16 protein-coding genes, 1 pseudogene and 1 riboswitch are annotated in these 17,099 nt (G+C 64.7%); of the genes and pseudogenes, 10 read left to right on the top strand and 7 right to left on the bottom strand.

Annotated elements, in window-relative coordinates; all coding sequences use genetic code 11:
- Nucleotides 1-2: 2 nt before the first annotated feature.
- From OG876_RS01135 to OG876_RS01110, 6 genes and pseudogenes are all read left to right on the top strand, one after another.
- Complete coding sequence (locus OG876_RS01135) at nucleotides 3-1,187, top strand: LLM class flavin-dependent oxidoreductase (RefSeq protein WP_328522844.1); 1,185 nt, start codon at nucleotides 3-5, stop codon at nucleotides 1,185-1,187.
- 150 nt (nucleotides 1,188-1,337) lie between these two features.
- Nucleotides 1,338-2,564 (top strand): styrene monooxygenase/indole monooxygenase family protein, encoded by a 1,227-nt coding sequence (locus OG876_RS01130; RefSeq protein WP_328522843.1) that lies wholly within the window; start codon nucleotides 1,338-1,340, stop codon nucleotides 2,562-2,564.
- 77 nt (nucleotides 2,565-2,641) lie between these two features.
- Nucleotides 2,642-3,052, top strand: a complete 411-nt coding sequence (locus tag OG876_RS01125) for a nuclear transport factor 2 family protein (RefSeq protein WP_328522842.1) — start codon at nucleotides 2,642-2,644, stop codon at nucleotides 3,050-3,052.
- Between the two features lie 107 nt (nucleotides 3,053-3,159).
- On the top strand, nucleotides 3,160-3,705 hold the full coding sequence (locus tag OG876_RS01120; RefSeq protein WP_442914081.1) for a flavin reductase family protein: 546 nt from the start codon (nucleotides 3,160-3,162) through the stop codon (nucleotides 3,703-3,705).
- A gap of 611 nt (nucleotides 3,706-4,316) precedes the next feature.
- Nucleotides 4,317-4,466, top strand: a pseudogene (locus OG876_RS01115) (IS1380 family transposase); the annotation flags it as partial.
- Nucleotides 4,467-5,456: 990 nt separating this feature from the next.
- Nucleotides 5,457-5,627, top strand: coding sequence for a hypothetical protein (locus OG876_RS01110; protein ID WP_328522840.1), 171 nt, complete (start codon nucleotides 5,457-5,459; stop codon nucleotides 5,625-5,627).
- On the opposite strand, the gene OG876_RS01105 is transcribed toward OG876_RS01110, so the two are convergent.
- The 3 genes from OG876_RS01105 to OG876_RS01095 all read right to left on the bottom strand — a co-directional run bounded on the left by OG876_RS01105 (nucleotide 5,624) and on the right by OG876_RS01095 (nucleotide 7,964).
- Nucleotides 5,624-6,709 carry an IS630 family transposase gene (locus OG876_RS01105; protein WP_442914071.1) on the bottom strand — a complete coding sequence of 362 codons (1,086 nt, stop codon included), beginning with the start codon at nucleotides 6,707-6,709 and terminating at the stop codon, nucleotides 5,624-5,626. The two genes, OG876_RS01110 and OG876_RS01105, sit on opposite strands and share 4 nt — an antisense overlap.
- Nucleotides 6,710-6,738: 29 nt before the next feature.
- Nucleotides 6,739-7,353 carry a hypothetical protein gene (locus tag OG876_RS01100; protein ID WP_328522839.1) on the bottom strand — a complete coding sequence of 205 codons (615 nt, stop codon included), beginning with the start codon at nucleotides 7,351-7,353 and terminating at the stop codon, nucleotides 6,739-6,741.
- Nucleotides 7,354-7,619: 266 nt separating this feature from the next.
- Entirely contained in the window at nucleotides 7,620-7,964 is a 345-nt protein-coding gene (locus tag OG876_RS01095; RefSeq protein WP_328522838.1) for a hypothetical protein, read from the bottom strand.
- 229 nt (nucleotides 7,965-8,193) lie between these two features.
- Here OG876_RS01095 and OG876_RS01090 point away from each other — a divergent pair, with 229 nt between their 5' ends.
- A complete protein-coding gene (locus OG876_RS01090) occupies nucleotides 8,194-8,430 on the top strand; it encodes a hypothetical protein (protein ID WP_328522837.1) in 237 nt (78 codons plus the stop codon).
- A gap of 555 nt (nucleotides 8,431-8,985) precedes the next feature.
- Here the strand turns inward: OG876_RS01090 and OG876_RS01085 are convergent.
- Nucleotides 8,986-9,819, bottom strand: a complete 834-nt coding sequence (locus tag OG876_RS01085; RefSeq protein ID WP_328522836.1) for a hypothetical protein — start codon at nucleotides 9,817-9,819, stop codon at nucleotides 8,986-8,988.
- Between the two features lie 80 nt (nucleotides 9,820-9,899).
- Nucleotides 9,900-10,091, bottom strand: a riboswitch (cyclic di-AMP (ydaO/yuaA leader).
- 1,107 nt (nucleotides 10,092-11,198) lie between these two features.
- Here OG876_RS01085 and OG876_RS01080 point away from each other — a divergent pair.
- Together OG876_RS01080 and OG876_RS01075 are read left to right on the top strand one after the other, a co-directional pair.
- Nucleotides 11,199-11,792 (top strand): hypothetical protein, encoded by a 594-nt coding sequence (locus tag OG876_RS01080; RefSeq protein ID WP_328522835.1) that lies wholly within the window; start codon nucleotides 11,199-11,201, stop codon nucleotides 11,790-11,792.
- Nucleotides 11,789-12,772, top strand: a complete 984-nt coding sequence (locus tag OG876_RS01075) for a hypothetical protein (protein ID WP_328522834.1) — start codon at nucleotides 11,789-11,791, stop codon at nucleotides 12,770-12,772. The genes OG876_RS01080 and OG876_RS01075 overlap by 4 nt, the downstream gene beginning before the upstream one ends.
- Nucleotides 12,773-12,924: 152 nt before the next feature.
- Here OG876_RS01075 and OG876_RS01070 read toward each other — a convergent pair whose 3' ends face one another.
- The 3 genes from OG876_RS01070 to istA form a co-directional block, all read right to left on the bottom strand.
- Complete coding sequence (locus OG876_RS01070) at nucleotides 12,925-13,275, bottom strand: hypothetical protein (protein ID WP_328522833.1); 351 nt, start codon at nucleotides 13,273-13,275, stop codon at nucleotides 12,925-12,927.
- Nucleotides 13,276-13,536: 261 nt separating this feature from the next.
- Entirely contained in the window at nucleotides 13,537-14,346 is an 810-nt protein-coding gene (gene istB / locus OG876_RS01065; RefSeq protein ID WP_328522695.1) for an IS21-like element helper ATPase IstB, read from the bottom strand.
- Nucleotides 14,346-15,560: an IS21 family transposase gene (gene istA, locus OG876_RS01060; protein WP_328522696.1), complete on the bottom strand. Its 1,215-nt coding sequence runs from the start codon at nucleotides 15,558-15,560 to the stop codon at nucleotides 14,346-14,348. Before istA ends, istB begins: the two co-directional genes overlap by 1 nt.
- Before the next feature lie 660 nt (nucleotides 15,561-16,220).
- Between istA and OG876_RS01055 the strand changes: the two genes are divergently transcribed.
- Nucleotides 16,221-16,601 carry a hypothetical protein gene (locus tag OG876_RS01055; protein WP_328522832.1) on the top strand — a complete coding sequence of 127 codons (381 nt, stop codon included), beginning with the start codon at nucleotides 16,221-16,223 and terminating at the stop codon, nucleotides 16,599-16,601.
- The last annotated feature ends 498 nt before the right edge of the window (nucleotides 16,602-17,099 follow it).

Raw genomic sequence — 17,099 nt, 5'->3', positions numbered from 1 at the left:
AGATGACGCGGACCCTCGCAGACGGACCGACACGCTTTGGGGTGTTCCTTCCCCCGCTCCACAAGATGGGCATCAGCCCGACCGTTCATTTCGAACGCGATCTCGAGTTGATCGAGCGCGCCGATCGCCTCGGTTTTCAGGAGTTCTGGATCGGGGAGCACCACACCGGGGGGCACGAGCCGATAGGTTCCCCCGAGCTGTTCTTGGCCGCTGCGTCACAGCGGACGAAGAACATCATGCTCGGCACCGGGGTCAATTCCCTTCCTTACCACAACCCGTTCACGCTGGCCTCCCGGCTGACGCTGCTCGATCATCTTTCCCATGGCCGGGCCATTATGGGTTTCGGGCCGGGGCAGCTCGCCTCCGACGCCCACCTCCTGGGGATCGACTCGACCAAGCAGCGGGCCATGATGCTCGAGGCCGCCGAGGTCATCGTGCGTCTGATGAACGGTGAATGGGTCACCCACGAATCCGATTGGTTCACCCTGCGCGACGCCCACCTGCAGGTGCTGCCTTACCAGTTGCCGTCGCTGGAGATGGTCGTCGCCGCCGTCGCGTCGCCGTCGGGACCTGTCACCGCCGGCCGGTTAGGCCTCGGCATGCTCAATCTGGCGGCGACAACACCTGCAGCGTTCGATGCGCTGCGCGATCATTGGTCGATCGCCGAAGAAGAAGCCACACGCAACGGCGTCACGGTCACGCGCGAGCGATGGCGGCTGTCGGCGTTCACGCACATCGCCGAGACCGTGGAGCAAGCACGCAAGGACTGCGAATACGGCTTCATGGAGATCTGGACCTATCTCGGCGCGCTCGCCCCGCTGCCCCAATCCCATGCCACCAACACCTCCGACATGCTCGACGAGGCCATCGACGCCGGGCTAGTGGTGGTTGGAACGCCGGACACGATGATCGAGACGATCGACAGGTGCGTCAAGCAGAGCGGCGGATTCGGGACATGGGTCATGTCACTGCCGGACTTCGCCCCGCCCGCGGCCCGCGTCAAGGCACTCGAACTGGCTGCCGAGCACGTCATTCCCCACTATCGAGGACACCTGAAGCAACTGAACGACTCCCGAGCCTGGGTACTCGGCAAGCGCGACAGCGACGGCACCTCAACCTGGAAGACACAGACCGTCGAGGCCATCTCCCAAGCAACCCGTGATTACCAGACCACTCGGCGGACCTGAATCCGGCCTATCTCAGCGAACTGCCGGCTAGCACAGCGGACAACCCCTGAACGTTGAAAGGTGTGACATGAGCAAGCTCCTCTCACCCACACAACAAGCAACCTGGGCTCGACCGGCCGCCTCCCGCACAGTCGCTGATGGGACCTCATCGTGACCAGCGTCGGGATCATCGGTGCAGGCATCGCCGGACTTCACCTGGCACTCATGCTGCAGCAACGCGGCGTCGAGACCCAGCTGTATCTCGAGCATGGCACCGACGACATGAGGAAGGCCCGGCTGCGCCCCATGGTGTGCCGCTTCGGTCAAACGCAACGCCGCGAACGAGAACTCGGCCTCGACCTCGATCATCTCGACGGCGGGCAGGTGTTGTGCGCTCACGTTCATGCACATGTTGAACCGCCGCTTCGCTTCCGCGGTGACCTGACACATCCCGGCAGCGTGATAGACCTGCGCGTCTATCTCCCGCTTCTAGTCGAGGAGTACATGAATCGAGGCGGCAGGACCACGGTCGGTACCGTCGACGACGAGACGTTAGCGAAGGTCAGCACTGTCCACGACCTGGCGGTGGTCGCCACCGGTGTTAGCGGGCTGGCCCGGCGATTCCCGATCGACACGAGCCGGTCCGAGACCGGCCCACAGCGGCTGCTTTTCACTGGCATCTTCGACGGCATCGCCGACACCGACCCAGTCGGTCAGCATGTCGACCTCGTCCCCGGATGCGGTGAGATCTTTCAAATCTCTGTCAGCACCTTCGGCGGACGATCTACAGGGCTGCTCATCGAAGCGATCCCCGGCGGCCCATGGGAACCCTTCGTACGCCGAGACTGGACAGACGACATCGACGGATGCGCACGCGCCGTGCGAAACCTACTGACCGACTACGGCTCCGCCATCGCGTCCCGGATCGAGCCGGCCACCTTCGGGCTCCGGCGGCCTGTCGACCTCCTCCAGGGCGCCGTCACACCCACCGTCCGGCAAGCCTGGGTACAACTCGATGACGATCGGATCGCCGTCGCGCTCGGCGACGCAGCCATCCTGAACGATCCGATCACAGGGCAGGGAGGAAACCTGGGATCGGCCAGCGCCGAGGCCATGACGAACTTGATCACCACTCATACCGAGTTTCACCGGGAGTTCGGTGACCGATGGCAGCAACAGCTCACCGCGCTCTCCGAGAGTGTCACGGAGTGGGCGCGTGCCGCACTTGGCCAACCCGAACCACACGTCATCGAGCTCCTGCAAAACCTCGCAACAGACCAGCATCTCGCCAACTCCTACCTAGACTACTTCGACGACCCCCGCTCCATGTGGGCCACGATCCGATCGCCCGCCGGCACCGCAGCCTTCGTCGACTCGATGCGCGCAGCGCGCATTTGAAGGTCCACCCCAAGAACACGTGGCAGCCGCTGCCACACCGAGGCGAGCCAACCTCTCAAACGAATCGGAGAAGACCGATGCAGACCAGAGAGCAGATCAAAGAAGCCGTCGCAGATTTCTTCGACGCAATATCGAACAAGAACCTCCCCGGCATCCTCGCGTTCTACCACGAGGACGTCGAATTCACTATTCCGCAATCCCTTCCGTGGGGCGGAACCTATCGCGGCCACCAAGGAATCTCGACGTTATTCGACCGTTTCATCCCCTACTGGGACGTGATCGAAGAATACCCAGAGAAAGTGATCATCCAGGGCAACGATGTCGTGGTTGTCGTTCACCAGCGAGGCAAAACATCGACAGGCGCGGACTACGAGGACACCTTCGTCGCCCTCTGGGAAATGCGAGATGGCAAAGGCTACCGAGGCCGCTCATATCCGGAAACAGCGACGATGCTGGCCGCCGTCACTGACAGGCATACCGAGGACTGATCGGTCTCACCGACTCGAGGCATGCCGTGGGCGCCCACGCCACTGCGGGGCGCCCACGGGAAGTACCGGCTGCATCGCCTGTGCGCGAAGCCCTAGATCACCGAACGATGGGCACCACCTCCATGCTCCAAAAACCGATCATCAGGACACCGGCTCTGGAGACTCCACCCGCCGAATTCCGAGCCGCCCTCTCCCAACTCACATCCGGGGTGTCCCTGGTGACCGCCCACGACCCCGACGGCGAGGACCTCGGCATGACAGCCACCTCGTTGGTGTCGATCTCGCTCAGCCCGCCGCTCGTGCTGATCTCGTTGCGCAACGGATCTCGAATGCAGGAACTGCTGGCGCGGATCGGCACCTGGGCCGTGTCACTGCTCGGCGAGGAGCACCGCGCTCTCGCGGCATGCTTCGCCACGAGTGGACGCCTCAGCGACCGCGCACTCTTCGCGGACATGCAGTTCCGGCGGGGGCACTGGTCACGAGCGCCGCTGGTCGATCACGCACTGTCCATCATCGAGTGCCGAACCGAAAACCAAATGGTCGCAGGCGATCACACGATCGTCATCGGACAGGTCCTAGAAGCCCGAGTCTCAGAAGGGACCGCGCCTCCTCCCCTGCTCTACCTCCGGGGCGAGTACCGAACACTGCCCTGATCTCCCCAGTAGCGCGAGGAAGGCACCCGGCTCTGTCCGACAAAGACGTGGCCCGCTTGCCGGCGCCGGGTCAAGCACGCCAACATGCTGGGCCGGGTACCGCTTCCCAGCCCTGAGTTGGGGCCGGCGCGCGGACGCGCGACCTGGAGGCCGTAGCGGCTCAACACTCCCCGCAGCCCGACGCATCGCAGCGCCGGCGGGGTAATGCTCGAGGGTGCTGGCGCAGTTGTTGTTGTGCTTGTGCGCAACGGTGTTGGTGGTGAATGGTTGTGCAGGGCGTTCTCGTGGCGCTGGGGTGGTGCGCCCCGGTTGTGGCAGCGCAGTCGAGTAGATGGTCGTCGGTGAGCACGGTGTCGTCGACGGCTGTGGCGGACATGGCTCCTGTGACGATCGCCCAGAGGGGCACGGAGACGAAGGGCGACGTCATCGACGTCGCCCTTCGTCTGCTCAGTGGTGCAGTTGCAGCGTCTCACGAAAATTCTCAGCCCTTCTTCTTGCTAGCCCGGCGCTTTCACGGTGATCTCGTGTCCTTGAACTGAAAGGTGCTCCTGACCTGCGACGATCCGGATTGCTGAAGTCCAAGATGTCGTAGTTCGAGGAGCACCTTCCAGGTGAGCAAGCGTAGTGGGTTGTATCCGCGTGTTCGGGTCGACGCGCGCGGGTCGGGTGTGGTGTCACAGGCCGGGGGTCTGCTACTCGTCGACGCGGCCCGGGCCAGCGGTCTGGATGTGGGGTTGTCGGAGGCGCTGGCGCCGTGCCGAGATCTTCAGGTTGAACTTGATGCTGGTCATCTTGCGCTCCCGCCGGCCTCATTGCGGTTCGACATCGAGGACCAAGCTGGCCAGCGATTGTCAAGAGGAGCTTCCGTTCGGCCCAGCTGGGCGTAACAGATCGGGATGCGGGTCGTCATACTCGGCATAGTGAAACCTCGCCCTTCCAAGTGCGGTTTCCGCGGGTCCTCCCTGGCCGGAGGGCCCGCACCCTTGCACACCCATCAACGAGCCCCCACTCGACGGTTGCGAATGGTGATGCAGGTCACATCGGCTCCTTTGTTCGAGGTCAGCCGTGGGGTGCTCTGCTCTATCAGCAAATACATCCAACCCAACAGTAAGAGTGCCGTCGCCCTAAGTATCAATTCAGACACTCTGAGTGGCGTCCTGTTCACTCGCGCGATCGGCCTCCTGCTCGGCAGGCTGCCTATCCGACGCCGAACGAGACAGAGGACCCGTAACGGGGCCGTTCGTCGAGCATGACGCCCTGGTCTCCCAGCAAGGGTGCGTATCGGACCGTCGCTGCGGGGCTTGCTGTACTGGGTATCCTTGATTAACACACAGAGGCGTGGGCTCGATGAGCTGCATCGACGCCCGAACGCTTAAGCGGCGGGAGCTGGTCGACCGTCGTGTGCATGTCCTGAATCTCGCGTCACCCCCCGCACGGATGCTTGCCGAGGCCGACCTCCCGTCGCCCGCAACGAGGCCCGTTCCGCCGGGGAATCTTGATACGGCGGAGCATTTTTCCCCGGCTTGAGCCAGTACTGAACTACCGGCTCAATAAGCCTCCAGGGCCTGAGAGCCCTTACGTGTAAGCACTTACTGAGTTCCAGCGACCGCCGCGCGGACCTCGGTTCATCAGCGAACTTTGCTGGTCGAACTGAGGCCCTGCCCCGTGCAGCTCCCTCCGACCAGCACTCTCCGGTCGAAAGGAGCCGAGGAGTGGAACTCTCGATCTCAGGGCCTTTGAGCCTCGTGGTGGTGACAATCGTCGCTACGGCGTCGTACGTCGTGGTGACCAACCCCGATCCGCTACGCCGCCAGGACGCGTTCCGCCTTGCACAGTTGGCGTTGCGCTATGCCTGCGGCGGATACTGCGGGTTCGTCGTGGCCGAGTATCTCCCGCAGATCCCGCTCTTACATCTCACCTAGTGGTCCGTGTTTGAAGTGGTCTGACGGTTGGCTTTCCTGAGGATTTGGTCGGCGGTCTTGGTCCAGACGAAGGGGTGGCAGCGGTCGTTCCAGCCGTCGATGAAGGCCCGGATCTTGGTGTTGAGGTCGCGTACGGAGTTGAAGGTGCCGCGGCGGATGGCCTGGCGTTCGATGATGCCGAACCAGACCTCGACCAGGTTGAGCCACGATCCGGACGTCGGGGTGAAGTGCGCCTGGATACGCGGGTTGGCTGCCAGCCAGGCACGGATCTCGGGGCGCTTGTGGGCGGCGTAGTTGTCCATCACCAGGTGGAGTTCGGTGCCGTCCCCGTGGTCGGGGTAGGCCTTGGCGACCTGCTTGAGGAAGGCCAGGAACTCCTGGTGGCGGTGCCGGGGCTTGACCGCTGCGGTCACCGTGCCGGTGGCGATCTCCAGGGCCGCAAAGAGCGTGGTGGTGCCGTGCCGGACGTAGTCATGGGTGCGCCGCTCGGCCAGCCCGGGTTGCATCGGCAGCGTCGGCTGGGTCCGGTCCAACGCCTGGACCTGCGACTTCTCGTCCACACACAAAACGATCGCGTTCTCCGGCGGCGCCAGATACAACCCGACCACATCGGTGACCTTGGCGACCAGTTCGGGATCGGTAGAGAACTTGAACGTCTCCACCCGCCACGGCTGCACCCCGTAATCGCGCCAGGCCTTGGCCACCGTGCCATTACTCACTCCCAGACGAGCGGCCATCAGCCGGCTCGACCAGTGCGTCACCCCCAGCCGCTTCGGTGGCGGCTTCAGCGTCTCCGCCACGATCTTGCGATGGTCGACCACCCGCGGCCGCCCCGAACGCGGCGCATCATCCAACCCGCCCAGCCCCCGCTCGGCGTACCGCTCCCGCCAGCCGATCACCGTCGGCCGCGAAACCCCCACCCGCTCCGCGATCGCCGTATTCGCCTCACCGTCGGCCGCCAGCAGCACGATCCGCGCCCGCTGCGCCAGACCCGCCCGGCCCGACGACGACCGAGCCATCCGCAACAACCGCTCCCGATCACCCTCACGAAGAACCAGCGCAGCAGCAGGTCGATTCGCCATACCCCATCCTGACGCACACCAACCGTAAATCAACTAACTACACGCGACACTAGGTCGAACAACCCGTAGCCATCGAGGCCCGGGCCCGGGATGTTGAGTTGCGCTACTTTGTCGAAGCCGTGCACGAGCATCGCGGCGCCGGGCTTGAGACCGTAATTCAGCATCTTCAGCCCGGCCTCACGCTCGGAGACCTGAACGTGCTGGCCGGGACGGAACACGGCCCAGTCCTGGTAGTGCACGTTGACGTAGTCCCAGACGACGCCGCCCGCCGGCATGACAAAGACAACCCTGTCCTGGATGTGCTGGAGAATGGTCCGTGGCCGCCCCTCCCAGTACCTGCTCGGAGCCAGTAGCCGGATCGGCTCCACGAGCAGCGGAAGCAGATGGATGCCCTGGCTGTACGTATGGACGATGCCGCGCTCGATGGTGATCGACTCGGTCGACTCCAGGACGGACATGAAGTACAGCTGGGTTCCCGCGTCGGCCCCGAGCTTGATTTCAGCCGTTCGTTTCTGGACCACGTTGATGTCCCAGTCCCGGACAGCGGGCAGTGCCTCGCGCAAGTCTCGGAGGTACTCGAGGCCGTTGCTCGAGCTGGTAATTCGCACCTTTGCTGCGGTGCCGGCCACCAGTTCCGGCACCACACTGAGAGCGTCCATCGGGCCCTTGACCTGGTTGGCCAGATCCTCGCCAGCAGGCGTAAGAACCCAGTCGCCGTGACCGCGCCGCTCGATGATCGGAGTGCGCCAGTTCTTGCTGAACGCTTCGTCGAGGTCGTCGAGGTGCTTCTTTACGGTGCGCTCGGTGACACCGAACTCGGCGGCAACCGCTTTAAACGAACGCTTTTTCCCTGTAGCGCTGAAGATACGTCAGAGTTTCGAAGGTTAACTCCGTTAATACGCCGTCCAGATTACTCATCGTCGGTCGTGGTCCCCCCACTTCGGCCCGGCATCAGCAATCGTTTGAACGATGCCGGGATCTGGTATTGACCAAAGTAGTAAGCCAGGGGAGGGGCGCAGAGGTACAGAACGACAACCCAAAAAGCGTGGTCGAATTTTCCTTGAAGGGCGCCGACCAAGTAGAGAATGACGACGACAGTGCTGCCCACCATGTACATCCAGGCGAGCCAACGCCGCGTCGTGTGCTCGGCCACTGTGTCGTACGAACGTGGCCCGAGCTCGCTGAGTTCGAACTCGCTGAGTTCGAACTCAGCGTGACGATCCGGCGGGTTGCCGCCTTGGTCGTTCGCCATCATCTTCCTCACTCTCCGTGGGGGCCTCCCGGGGATGGGGTGCTCCGGGATTCCAGAGGGCGGATGCCGGGGCGTGCAACCACTAGTAAGTGTGCGGCAGCAGACAGTGGCCCCCTGGTGTCATTCAAAAGGCATGACCCTGCATTTTGCGGCTACTTGCCGCAGGTTGCTGCTTTTTGCCGCATACCTGTCCTATGCTGGATGAATGCCCAGCAACGGAGCGTCACCGGCAGTGGCCGACGTCGACGATGGACCAGCTCGCGTGAGCGTGTCCTTGACCGGACCGATCCTCGAGGTGGTTCGTGAGCTCGCGCGCGCGAACGGAATCACCGAAGGTGATGTCACCCGGCGAGCGATTCGATTGATGAAAGACATCACCGATGATGTCGCGGCTGGTGCGGTTTTCCGCGTCCAGCGCCCTGGCGAGGAGCAGGAGCGGATCCGCTTCCTTGGACTCCTCGGCGGCTAGCGATCAGCCCGAACCTGCACAGGACCTCCACCCTCCCGGCTAGCCGGCCAAGTGGGATTGGGCTGGTGCCCAGCCCGCGTACGCACGGGGCGAGCCAGCCGCCGCGATCGCCGTCGCCGCCGAGCTGAACCGGCGCCCGTACCGGCGGCCAAGCCGCAGCCAACCAGGCCAGGTGACGGCCTGTCCCCCCCATTCCGGCTGAGCGGCCCGGCTGTCGGCGCTTCAACGCTCTGGTGATGAAGGTCGCCAGCTCGCGTGGTTCCACCCGACCGCATCTCGGGATTCGTAGCCTGGGCGAGATCGACGCGTTACTGGCATGTGTGCCCCGTCACCTATGACTTCTTGATCCCCCATGTCAGTCTGTCCCCAGACCGACCGGCGAGGGGACAGTCTTGAAGTCGACGAAGGTCACCAGCAGTGGAGAACGAGCCGATCAGCTCGCGCTCGACCCGGACAGGTATTTCGCCCGGGTTCGCGACGAAGCGATGACGGCAGCGATCGAGGATGTCGAGGCGCGCCGTACCCGGCGTGGGTGGGTACGGCGGCACCACGGAGTTACTGCTCGAATGTTGCGCCTGATAGGTCTGGATGATCCTTCGGGGCGGAGAGCCCCGCGAGGATAGCGGCGTACAGATCCGCAACTGTCTGCACCGTCGGCAGGTCGACCTTCGGGTGAAAAGCCTCGGGATCGATCGCGTCCATCGTGATCATGCCGAACAGGACGGTCTCGGTCGCGACGTACACGGCCAGGAACGACTTGTACTCCTTGTCCCGACTCCAGCCTGAGGGTTCGGCTTCTCCGTTGCCGTCCTGCCAACTCCGGGCTTGGCGGGCGTCCAGAGCGCGGAACGCTTCCGTCCCGCGACCACCGTCTCCCTCGTAGACCGTGCAGGTGGACTTCTTGCCACGGCCGTGATGGTTCTCGGGGACCAGGCGCCGGTCCGGCGCCTCTCCTTCCACCCGGAAGAAGCAGACCCGGACCTGGCTGCTCCAGCCGCCGTGCAGATCGAACAGGCCGGCGAGGGTCGCCTTTACAGCTTCGCCGGCGAGCCGTTCGCGAGGGAGGGTCTCGCCGGGATCGAGGTGCGCGAGTCGTTGCAGGTGCGCTGCCAGCGGCGCAATGACGCTGTTGATCGTCCGTACCCGCTGCGCGATCTGGGCGGTTTCCCGCTGTCGTGCTCTGCGGGCCCGGATCGTCGCGAGCCCGGCGAGGGATGCGGGGATGAGGATCATGATGACGGTGCAGCAGATCCCGACGCGGCGCATGATTGTGCGGGTGGAACCGCTGAAGATCCACCAGTCGGTGGAGCCAGCCGGTACGTCGGCGTAGTCGACTTGGAGGGACCAGGCGTACGCCGCGGCCGCGGCGGCGAGACCCCACAGGATCACCTGCCACCAGGAGACGCGGCGGTACCACCGGGGCCGATCAGGCGCACCTGATCCTTGACGTCGGTTGGATTTGAGCATGGCAAAGCTCCCGACGCCTGTGAAGTTAGCTGTCGGGTTCGGGCTGGGAGTTGATAGCCCGGTCCGCTCCCGCGGACTTCACCCCAGGGTCTCGGCCACCCACGGTCGAGACCCAACTTCCTGGGTCCCCCACCCCTGCCATGATCGTTCGAGGGGAGCACGGGTGTCCTGGCAGGGCTCGGCGTTGACACAGGTGCAGACCAGCACAGTGACTGGACCACTTTGACTCTAGCAGCCCGGACCGCCAGTTCTGACCACATCCACAACCCGGCACTTCGCCTGTAGATCCCTTATATAGAAGGGTTACAGACGAACTCTCACATGCCTGCCGGTGTCACCACACGTACCCACACGTACCTGGTCGCGCCGCTGGCGCCGTGGTGTGAACCGGTGGTGACCAGGTAGATGAATCGAATCGTGTCGACCACAGCCCGGCGCGTCGATCTGGGCGCAGGCCTGTAGGACAACGACGTCGACGACAAGTCCACCGGCTTCGGAGACCTGACCGGCCATCAGTTGACTGCCGGCCCGCGATCTCCGCAAGGCCCGGTGCAGATCCGCAAACCTCCCCTCAGGCACCTACGAACTGGTCGCCGAAATCTGGCCGCCGGGCACCTTGGGCGGCGAAGGCAAGGACCTCATTGCCGAATCGCGCTGCACATCCTTCACGGTCCGCTGACCGCGGGGCCCGGTCGGCCGCGCGATTCCGCCGGCCGCGAGTCGTTCTCCGCGACGTGAAGGCCAGAACGCCTGCCCATCCGGCGTTGTGGCTGGCCCCGACCACTGACGGCGTCACCGTGTACCTACGGTGCACCGTGACGATCGCGGAGGAAGTCTGGGGGCCGACCGTCCATGTTGTGAAGATCCCAGCCAAGCCGCGGATCATTACGGCGAATTAGGTTTCGTCGCCACGCCGTCCTCGCTGTCTTCGGCCGCTCTGGGGTTGACGACGCCGTGCGACCTCGAGCTGGTCCGCCGCCGCGACTTCAACCCCAACACAGTTCACCCTGCCGTCCTTCATGGCCGCCGGCACTTCACCGACCGGCACCCGGGACAGGTGGCTGGCCGACAATCACCCACCGACGCCTGATGGTGATCGTCGTCCCGACTGACCAACCTGCAAGGCCCGGTGTCCTTGGACGACCTGCGACCCCGCCTGGTGGGCCTTCGCCTGCAGGATGAAACCGAGCTGATCCGCCGTCCGCCCTACCCACCAGATCGGCCCCATCAACAATTTCAGCTATCAGCTAACGCGCTGACCGAGACCGAAAAGTGTCGGTGCCCGCGCTCACACTGTGTGCATGACTCGTAGCGACAGCGTGGTACCGGATCGCGTGACCGCCGATTGGCTTCGCGGGTTCGAGCAAGATCTGGAGGCGGACCTGAAGCGGGCCGCCGAGGTCGTGGATGAGATGGACAAGGCCAAAGCCCGCGGTGACGAGGGACCGGTCAACGAGGGCGACCTGGCCTGGGTCGTCGAGGTGCTGAAGCGCCGAGAGGAGCTGCCGGAACTCAGGAAGCAGGCCGACGCCGACACCGCCCGGGAACAAGTGCGCCTGTCCCGCAGCCGGCCGACCTCGATCACAGTCACAGCACACGCCACCGTCCTGGTTGCCTTTGTGGTGACGCTGTTCGTGTCGTTCTCAATGTGGCGCCTGGCCGCCGCGGTAATGGTGGGGCTCGGAGCTCTGTTCCTGGCCGAAGCTTCGAGCAAGTGGACCGGCGTGCCGATCGCGATCAACGTGGTGTCGATCCTCCTGGTGATCGTGAGCGGCCTCGGGATGTACGGGGTGCTGCCCGTGTACTTCGCCCTCGTACCGATCCTGACGATGGGGATGATCACCTACCTCCCAAGACCAGATCTCTCGTCGGCAGATGGTGAGGCGCCGCAGTGAACTACTACGAAGAAGCGCCAGCTGGCGGATATGCCTCAGCCAGGGACCTGGCCCGGCTCGACAGCCGCGTGTCGTCCGAGATCCGTGATCTCGAGGAGCAGGTCTCGACGGTCAGCAGCAGCGTGAGCGGTGTCGAGGAGACGACCTTCCGTCTGTCCGCAGACGTCGACGAGCTCAAGGAGACCACCGCAGACGAGATCGCCGATCTGACTTCGACGGTTGAACGCCAGGACGCCTTGATCGGGCGCCTGGTGCGTCAGTTCGCCTGGCTGGAACAGCACGCGACCTTCACGACCGGCCGAGCTGCGAAGCTCGACCAGGCGACGCCACCGATGAAGAGGTGGGCGACGGCAGCCCGCACCTATGAGGCCATGGTCTCCCAGTTGCTGACGGAGTCGCAGATCGAACAGCGTCGCCGCGAGATCAAGGCGTGGGAAGCCTGGCTAGCCAAGCAGGACAACCTAGAGACCGAGGTCATCGCTGCCGCCAAGGCCGCGCTGCGAGGCGTGAGTGCGGTCCCGGCCGATGGCGGCCCGGTCGGTCGTGCCCGAGTCGAGAGCCTGGCGAAGGAGAAGGCCACCCACGCCCGCAACCGCTCGTGGCTGGAGTCGCAGGCGCGCCAGGCGCGTACGGCGATCGCCGATCACGAGGCCCTGATGAAGCAGTTCGGCTCGACGCTGACGACCGGGAAGACTGCGCGTACGAAGCTCACTGCCGAGGTGCGGACTCGGATCGAGTCGATGCTGGCCGAGCCAGACGAGCTCCCTCCGCTCTGGTTCAGCTTGACGCTCGGCCAGCGCCCTCCGGCCGGCCAACGGGCGGCCTGGCTGGCCGCCGCCGAGGCCCTGGTGCTCTATCGAGTCATGTACGACGTCAACCACCAGGTCAACGCGCTCGGTCCTGACACGGTGACAGACGCAGTGCAGAAGAGGCTCCGGAACCGGGCCGCAGGACTCCTGAAGCAGTTCGCGACTACCTGACCCCGCACTGCCTGCTAGACCCTGCAACGACTGAGCCCCGGGAGCGAGACGCTTCCGGGGCTCAGGACGTTCACCGCAGGAGGTGCGGAAACTCCCAGGTCACAAGAGTGCTCACACCAACCGCTCCAGATAACGATCGATTCTCAACCCCCTTAGATCTTCTTCCTGGCCCGCCGTCGATGAGCGACGACATCGCGTATGACAACGAGTCCCACGCCAAAGCCCACTCCGACGCCGATCGCCAACTCGTAGTCCTTCTCGGGGAAGAACCAGTGGCATATCCAGGTGATCACGACCGCGATTCCTAGGACCGCGAACACCCCAGAACCCTGGCGGTGGATGGGATCGGTGATGCTCGCCTGCAGGTACACCGCGCCGGCCACGACAGCGGACATCCACCACCCTGAACCGTCCGGTGTGATGAGGTAGCCGCCGACCGACGCGAGGAGTGCTACGGCGATGTTCGCCACGATATTGCTGAAGATGTCTTTGCGCGCCGGCATCCAACTTCTCCAGCGGCGGACCGGCGCAGCTGGCCGGGGCTCGACCTCTCGGCTGATCGGCGACAGAGCCTGTGGCCGGCGCCGATGACCAGCTATACGGCGTACTCGACGTGCGGTGGTCACGGACGCCATCGTAGGGAAGGTAAGGGAAGGCTCCCAGGCCCGCGAAGCGCGTGAATCGATCGATTCTTGAACACGCTGTCGACGGCGCTCTAAAGCTGGTCGGTTTCGGCGGTTGAAAAGTGAGCGGTTGTTGGCAGTCTAGGACTGCGTTTGGTCGGTGGTGGTGCGGATGCTGGGGAGGCTGTCGATGCCGCGTCCGCGGAGTCGGTAGCTGGCGCCTTTGAGGGTGAGGACGTCGGCGTGGTGGACGATGCGGTCGATCATGGCTGCGGCGACGGCTTGGTCGCCGAAGACGCCGCCCCAGCCGGAGAAGGGCAGGTTGCTGGTGAGGATGAGTGAGGCGTGTTCGTAGCGGGAGGAGACGAGTTGGAAGAACAGGTTCGCGGCGTCTTGCTCGAACGGGAGGTAGCCGACCTCGTCGACGATGATCAGCCCGTAGCGGCGCAGCCTGGCGAGCTCGTTCGGGAGCTTGCCGGCGCGGTGGGCGTCGGTGAGCCGGGTGACCCAGTCGGTCGCGGTGGCGAACAGGACTCGGTGTCCGTGTCTGGCGGCCGCGACTCCCAGGGCGGTGGCCAGGTGGGTTTTGCCGGTGCCGGGCGGGCCGAGGAGTACGACGTTGCGGGCCTCGGTGAGGAACCCGCCTGATGCGAGTGCTGCGATCTGTTGGCGTGCTGCTGGTTGGGCGTCGAAGTCGAAGTCCTCGAGGGTCTTGACGGCATCGAACCCGGCCGCGCGGATTCGTAGTCGGGCGCCGGATGAGTTGCGGGCGCTGACTTCGCGTTCGAGAACGGCTGCGAGGTAGTCCTCATGGGTCCAGCCGGCATCACGGGCCTGGTCGGCCAGCCGGGCGGCGGCCTCGGTGATCCGGGGTGCTTTCAGCGCGGCGGCCAGATAGGTGATCTGCTTGACCGCTTCGGTCGGCTTCGCGGTGGGTTTCGTGGCAGCCATCAGCTGATTCCTTCCTCGGCGGTGAGCCCGAATGCGCGGTCGTAGTCGCTGAGATCCCGGGCCAGATCATCACCAGCGACGACGGCGCGGGGTTGCTGGAACTGTTTGCGCAGCCAGGCGGCTGTCTGAACGTGCGTCGGGTCGGTGATGGTGGTTCGTCTGGCCCAGACGCGGGGGTGTTCGGCGACGGTGCGGCCTTCTGCGCGGACCCGGACGCGTTCGAGGTCTGCGGCGACGTCGACCATCCGGCCGATCACGGTCGGGTCGACGGAGTAGTCGTTGGTGTCGAGGCGGACGTAGTAGTCGCGTCCCAGCCGGATCTTGTTGCGCCAGCCCAGATGCAACGGGATCGGCGGCAACGCCAGCATCGCGGCCCGATCTGCGTCGACCAGGTCCGTCGGTGCGGCCTTGATGGTGCGGACCACTCGTGCGTTGGCCCGCGTCAGCCAGTCGGTGAATTGGGCGTTGAAGTCTGCCGGCGACGTGAACGCCCGGCCGGGCATGAACGAGGTCTCGAACCAGCCGTTGCGGCGCTCCACAATGCCCTTGGATTCGGGGTCTCTGGGCGGAAGCAGGACCAGTTTGGTGGCCAGCGTGCCCATGAACGCCCCAACGCCTTCGGCGCGACGCTGTCCGCGGCCGATGCCGGGTTCGTTGTCCCAGATCAGCCGGCGCGGGACACGCCCCAGCTGCTGGATCAGTTCCCACGACCCCAGCAGCAGGTCCTCGGTCTTGCGCGTCGGGATCATCCGCGCCGCCATGAACCTCGAGTACGCAGCTGTGATCACCAGCACCGGCAGCAACTTCGCGCTGCCGTCTTCCAACGAGATCTTCCGTGGCGGAAACCACAAATCACACTGGGCCGCATCACCAGGTGCCCATACGATCCGGTCAGCCGGATCGATGGGCCGGTGCGTCGGCCGCAGCCGTGCCACGTTCTCGCGGAACCACCGGATCGATCCGGTCCACCCGACCCGCTCGGCCAGCACCGTGGCCGGCATGTCAGGCGTCTGCTCCAGCAACTCACGCACCCGCGGCTCGAACGCCGTGAACGACGTTGGTGCCGGCTTGCGCTCATACCGGGGCGGCGCGTCCGAGTTGACCGCCTTGATCACCGTCGTCCGCGAGATCCCCAAACGCTCCGCGATCCGCGCCTTCGGCACCCCCTCTGCCGCCAACCTCCTGATCAGCGCCCAGTCCTCCAAAGTGATCACTCTCCCATCGTCGAGTGCTCACTTTTCACCGCCGAAAGTGTTCAGTTTTCGAGCGCCGCCGACAGGGTCGCGGCCTGTCTCCGTCAGGGACCTGATCGCGAGTCCGGCGCGGTTGTTATGACTTGCGGCTCAGCTGAGCTCGCCTCAAGGAAGGAGGCACCTGGCCGTGCGCGTCGTCTACCCCCATCTGTACGTGCTGCTACCCACGCAGAAGACAACCAGGTGCCGGCTTCTGTCAGACCTGCTTTGCGCGCGTCGCGGCGACCATAGGTGCCGCTCATCATCTCGGTGATGGCAGCCCACTCGAATCGGTAGAACTGCTGGGCGAATGGGTGGACGTGTAGAACGCCGATTCTGTCTGCCGAGTGGCTCGGGGCCACGGCCATAGCGTCTTGCAGTGGCCCGTACTTCCTCAGCGCGTCCACTCCGCTCGATGTCGGCCAGAGTCCCGGCGTTGAGCGCGGGCGCATCGGCGTAACCGCCCTACCGAACGAACTCATCCGGATAGTCGCGCGAGACGAGATCAGGCTGCGCCCGGCCCAAGGAGCGATGATCTGAATAGTTGAGTCATCGTCTCCCCCCGCCTGTCTTTATCGGTCGAGTGCCGGTCCCGTTACGCCAGCGTTCCTGCGGCAATGGGTCGTAAGAACGTGCGAGTGGTTGCCCGAGATCGTGTACGCCACGATCACTGGGTTTCACCGTTGTCGCACACGGCAGGAGCGGGGACGCGGTGGACAAGGCGATCAGACAGCGCTCACGGCGCTCCTACTCCAGCACCAGGCCGAACGGCAGGATGCAGCAGCTTATGACGCTGCGCACTTCACCGTCCTGGCCCTTGCCACGACATACGCAGGCGCGACTCTCGCGCTGCTGAACAACGAACTGGCGGCTTCGGACGGCGCCGCCGTGATCCTGGTGATGTCTCTGCCCCTCTGGTTGGCGGGCATCTACTTGCTGATGCTCACCGTGGCCGGTGGGGCCAGGAACGCAGCGGCGCTCGATCTGGAGTCTCGGGGTCCTGCAGGCAGGCAGTCTGGATAGGTAGCACCTTCCGCACATCGGTCTGCGAGGGGCGATGGTCGTGCGGAGCGTCCGTACAGCGGCGGGTCCGGTTCGGGGGCGTTGTTGGTCAGTTGCGTCGGCATATGAGTCCTTCTCCTCCTCTACACGATCTCCATGGTTGATACGGCAACCACGCAACCGCACGGTTGGTGGTCTGGCCGACTACCGCGTTGGTGTACGGCGGCCTGCTCTCTGCTGTAGTGACCTCGACAGTGGCAGCCTCAAAGGATCTCCACCGGCAGCGGACGGCTGCGGTATCGAGTGCCGGCAGCGTACTACCTGACTGACAAGGGATCGATTCTCAACAGCTGCACTCCTCACACTCCTCCCCCCGGGCGAAGAACTGGCGGTCGACAACTAACCGCGTGACCAGACCGCGAGTCGCACCACCGGGCACCACGGGTCGTTGACACAACGCGACGTTGCGGCAACGCTGAGAGGCAGAAGCGACTCGTCGGGAGGGCTAGGGGGAACGAG

The sequence above is a fragment of the Kribbella sp. NBC_00359 genome (assembly GCF_036097425.1).
In the GTDB taxonomy this organism is placed as follows: domain Bacteria; phylum Actinomycetota; class Actinomycetes; order Propionibacteriales; family Kribbellaceae; genus Kribbella.
The sequence above is the reverse complement of the archived record's forward strand: the minus strand, read 5'-3'. Positions and strand labels throughout refer to the sequence as shown.

Bases quoted from the DNA above. Each gene is read 5' to 3' on its own strand.
- istB (WP_328522695.1), bottom strand. From the start codon at position 14,346: ATGGCTGCCACGAAACCCACCGCGAAGCCGACCGAAGCGGTCAAGCAG.
- OG876_RS01095 (WP_328522838.1), bottom strand. From the start codon at position 7,964: ATGATGGCGAACGACCAAGGCGGCAACCCGCCGGATCGTCACGCTGAG.
- OG876_RS01070 (WP_328522833.1), bottom strand. From the start codon at position 13,275: ATGCCGGCGCGCAAAGACATCTTCAGCAATATCGTGGCGAACATCGCC.
- OG876_RS01080 (WP_328522835.1), top strand. From the start codon at position 11,199: ATGACTCGTAGCGACAGCGTGGTACCGGATCGCGTGACCGCCGATTGG.
- OG876_RS01125 (WP_328522842.1), top strand. From the start codon at position 2,642: ATGCAGACCAGAGAGCAGATCAAAGAAGCCGTCGCAGATTTCTTCGAC.
- OG876_RS01120 (WP_442914081.1), top strand. From the start codon at position 3,160: ATGGGCACCACCTCCATGCTCCAAAAACCGATCATCAGGACACCGGCT.
- OG876_RS01105 (WP_442914071.1), bottom strand. From the start codon at position 6,709: ATGGCGAATCGACCTGCTGCTGCGCTGGTTCTTCGTGAGGGTGATCGG.
- OG876_RS01135 (WP_328522844.1), top strand. From the start codon at position 3: ATGACGCGGACCCTCGCAGACGGACCGACACGCTTTGGGGTGTTCCTT.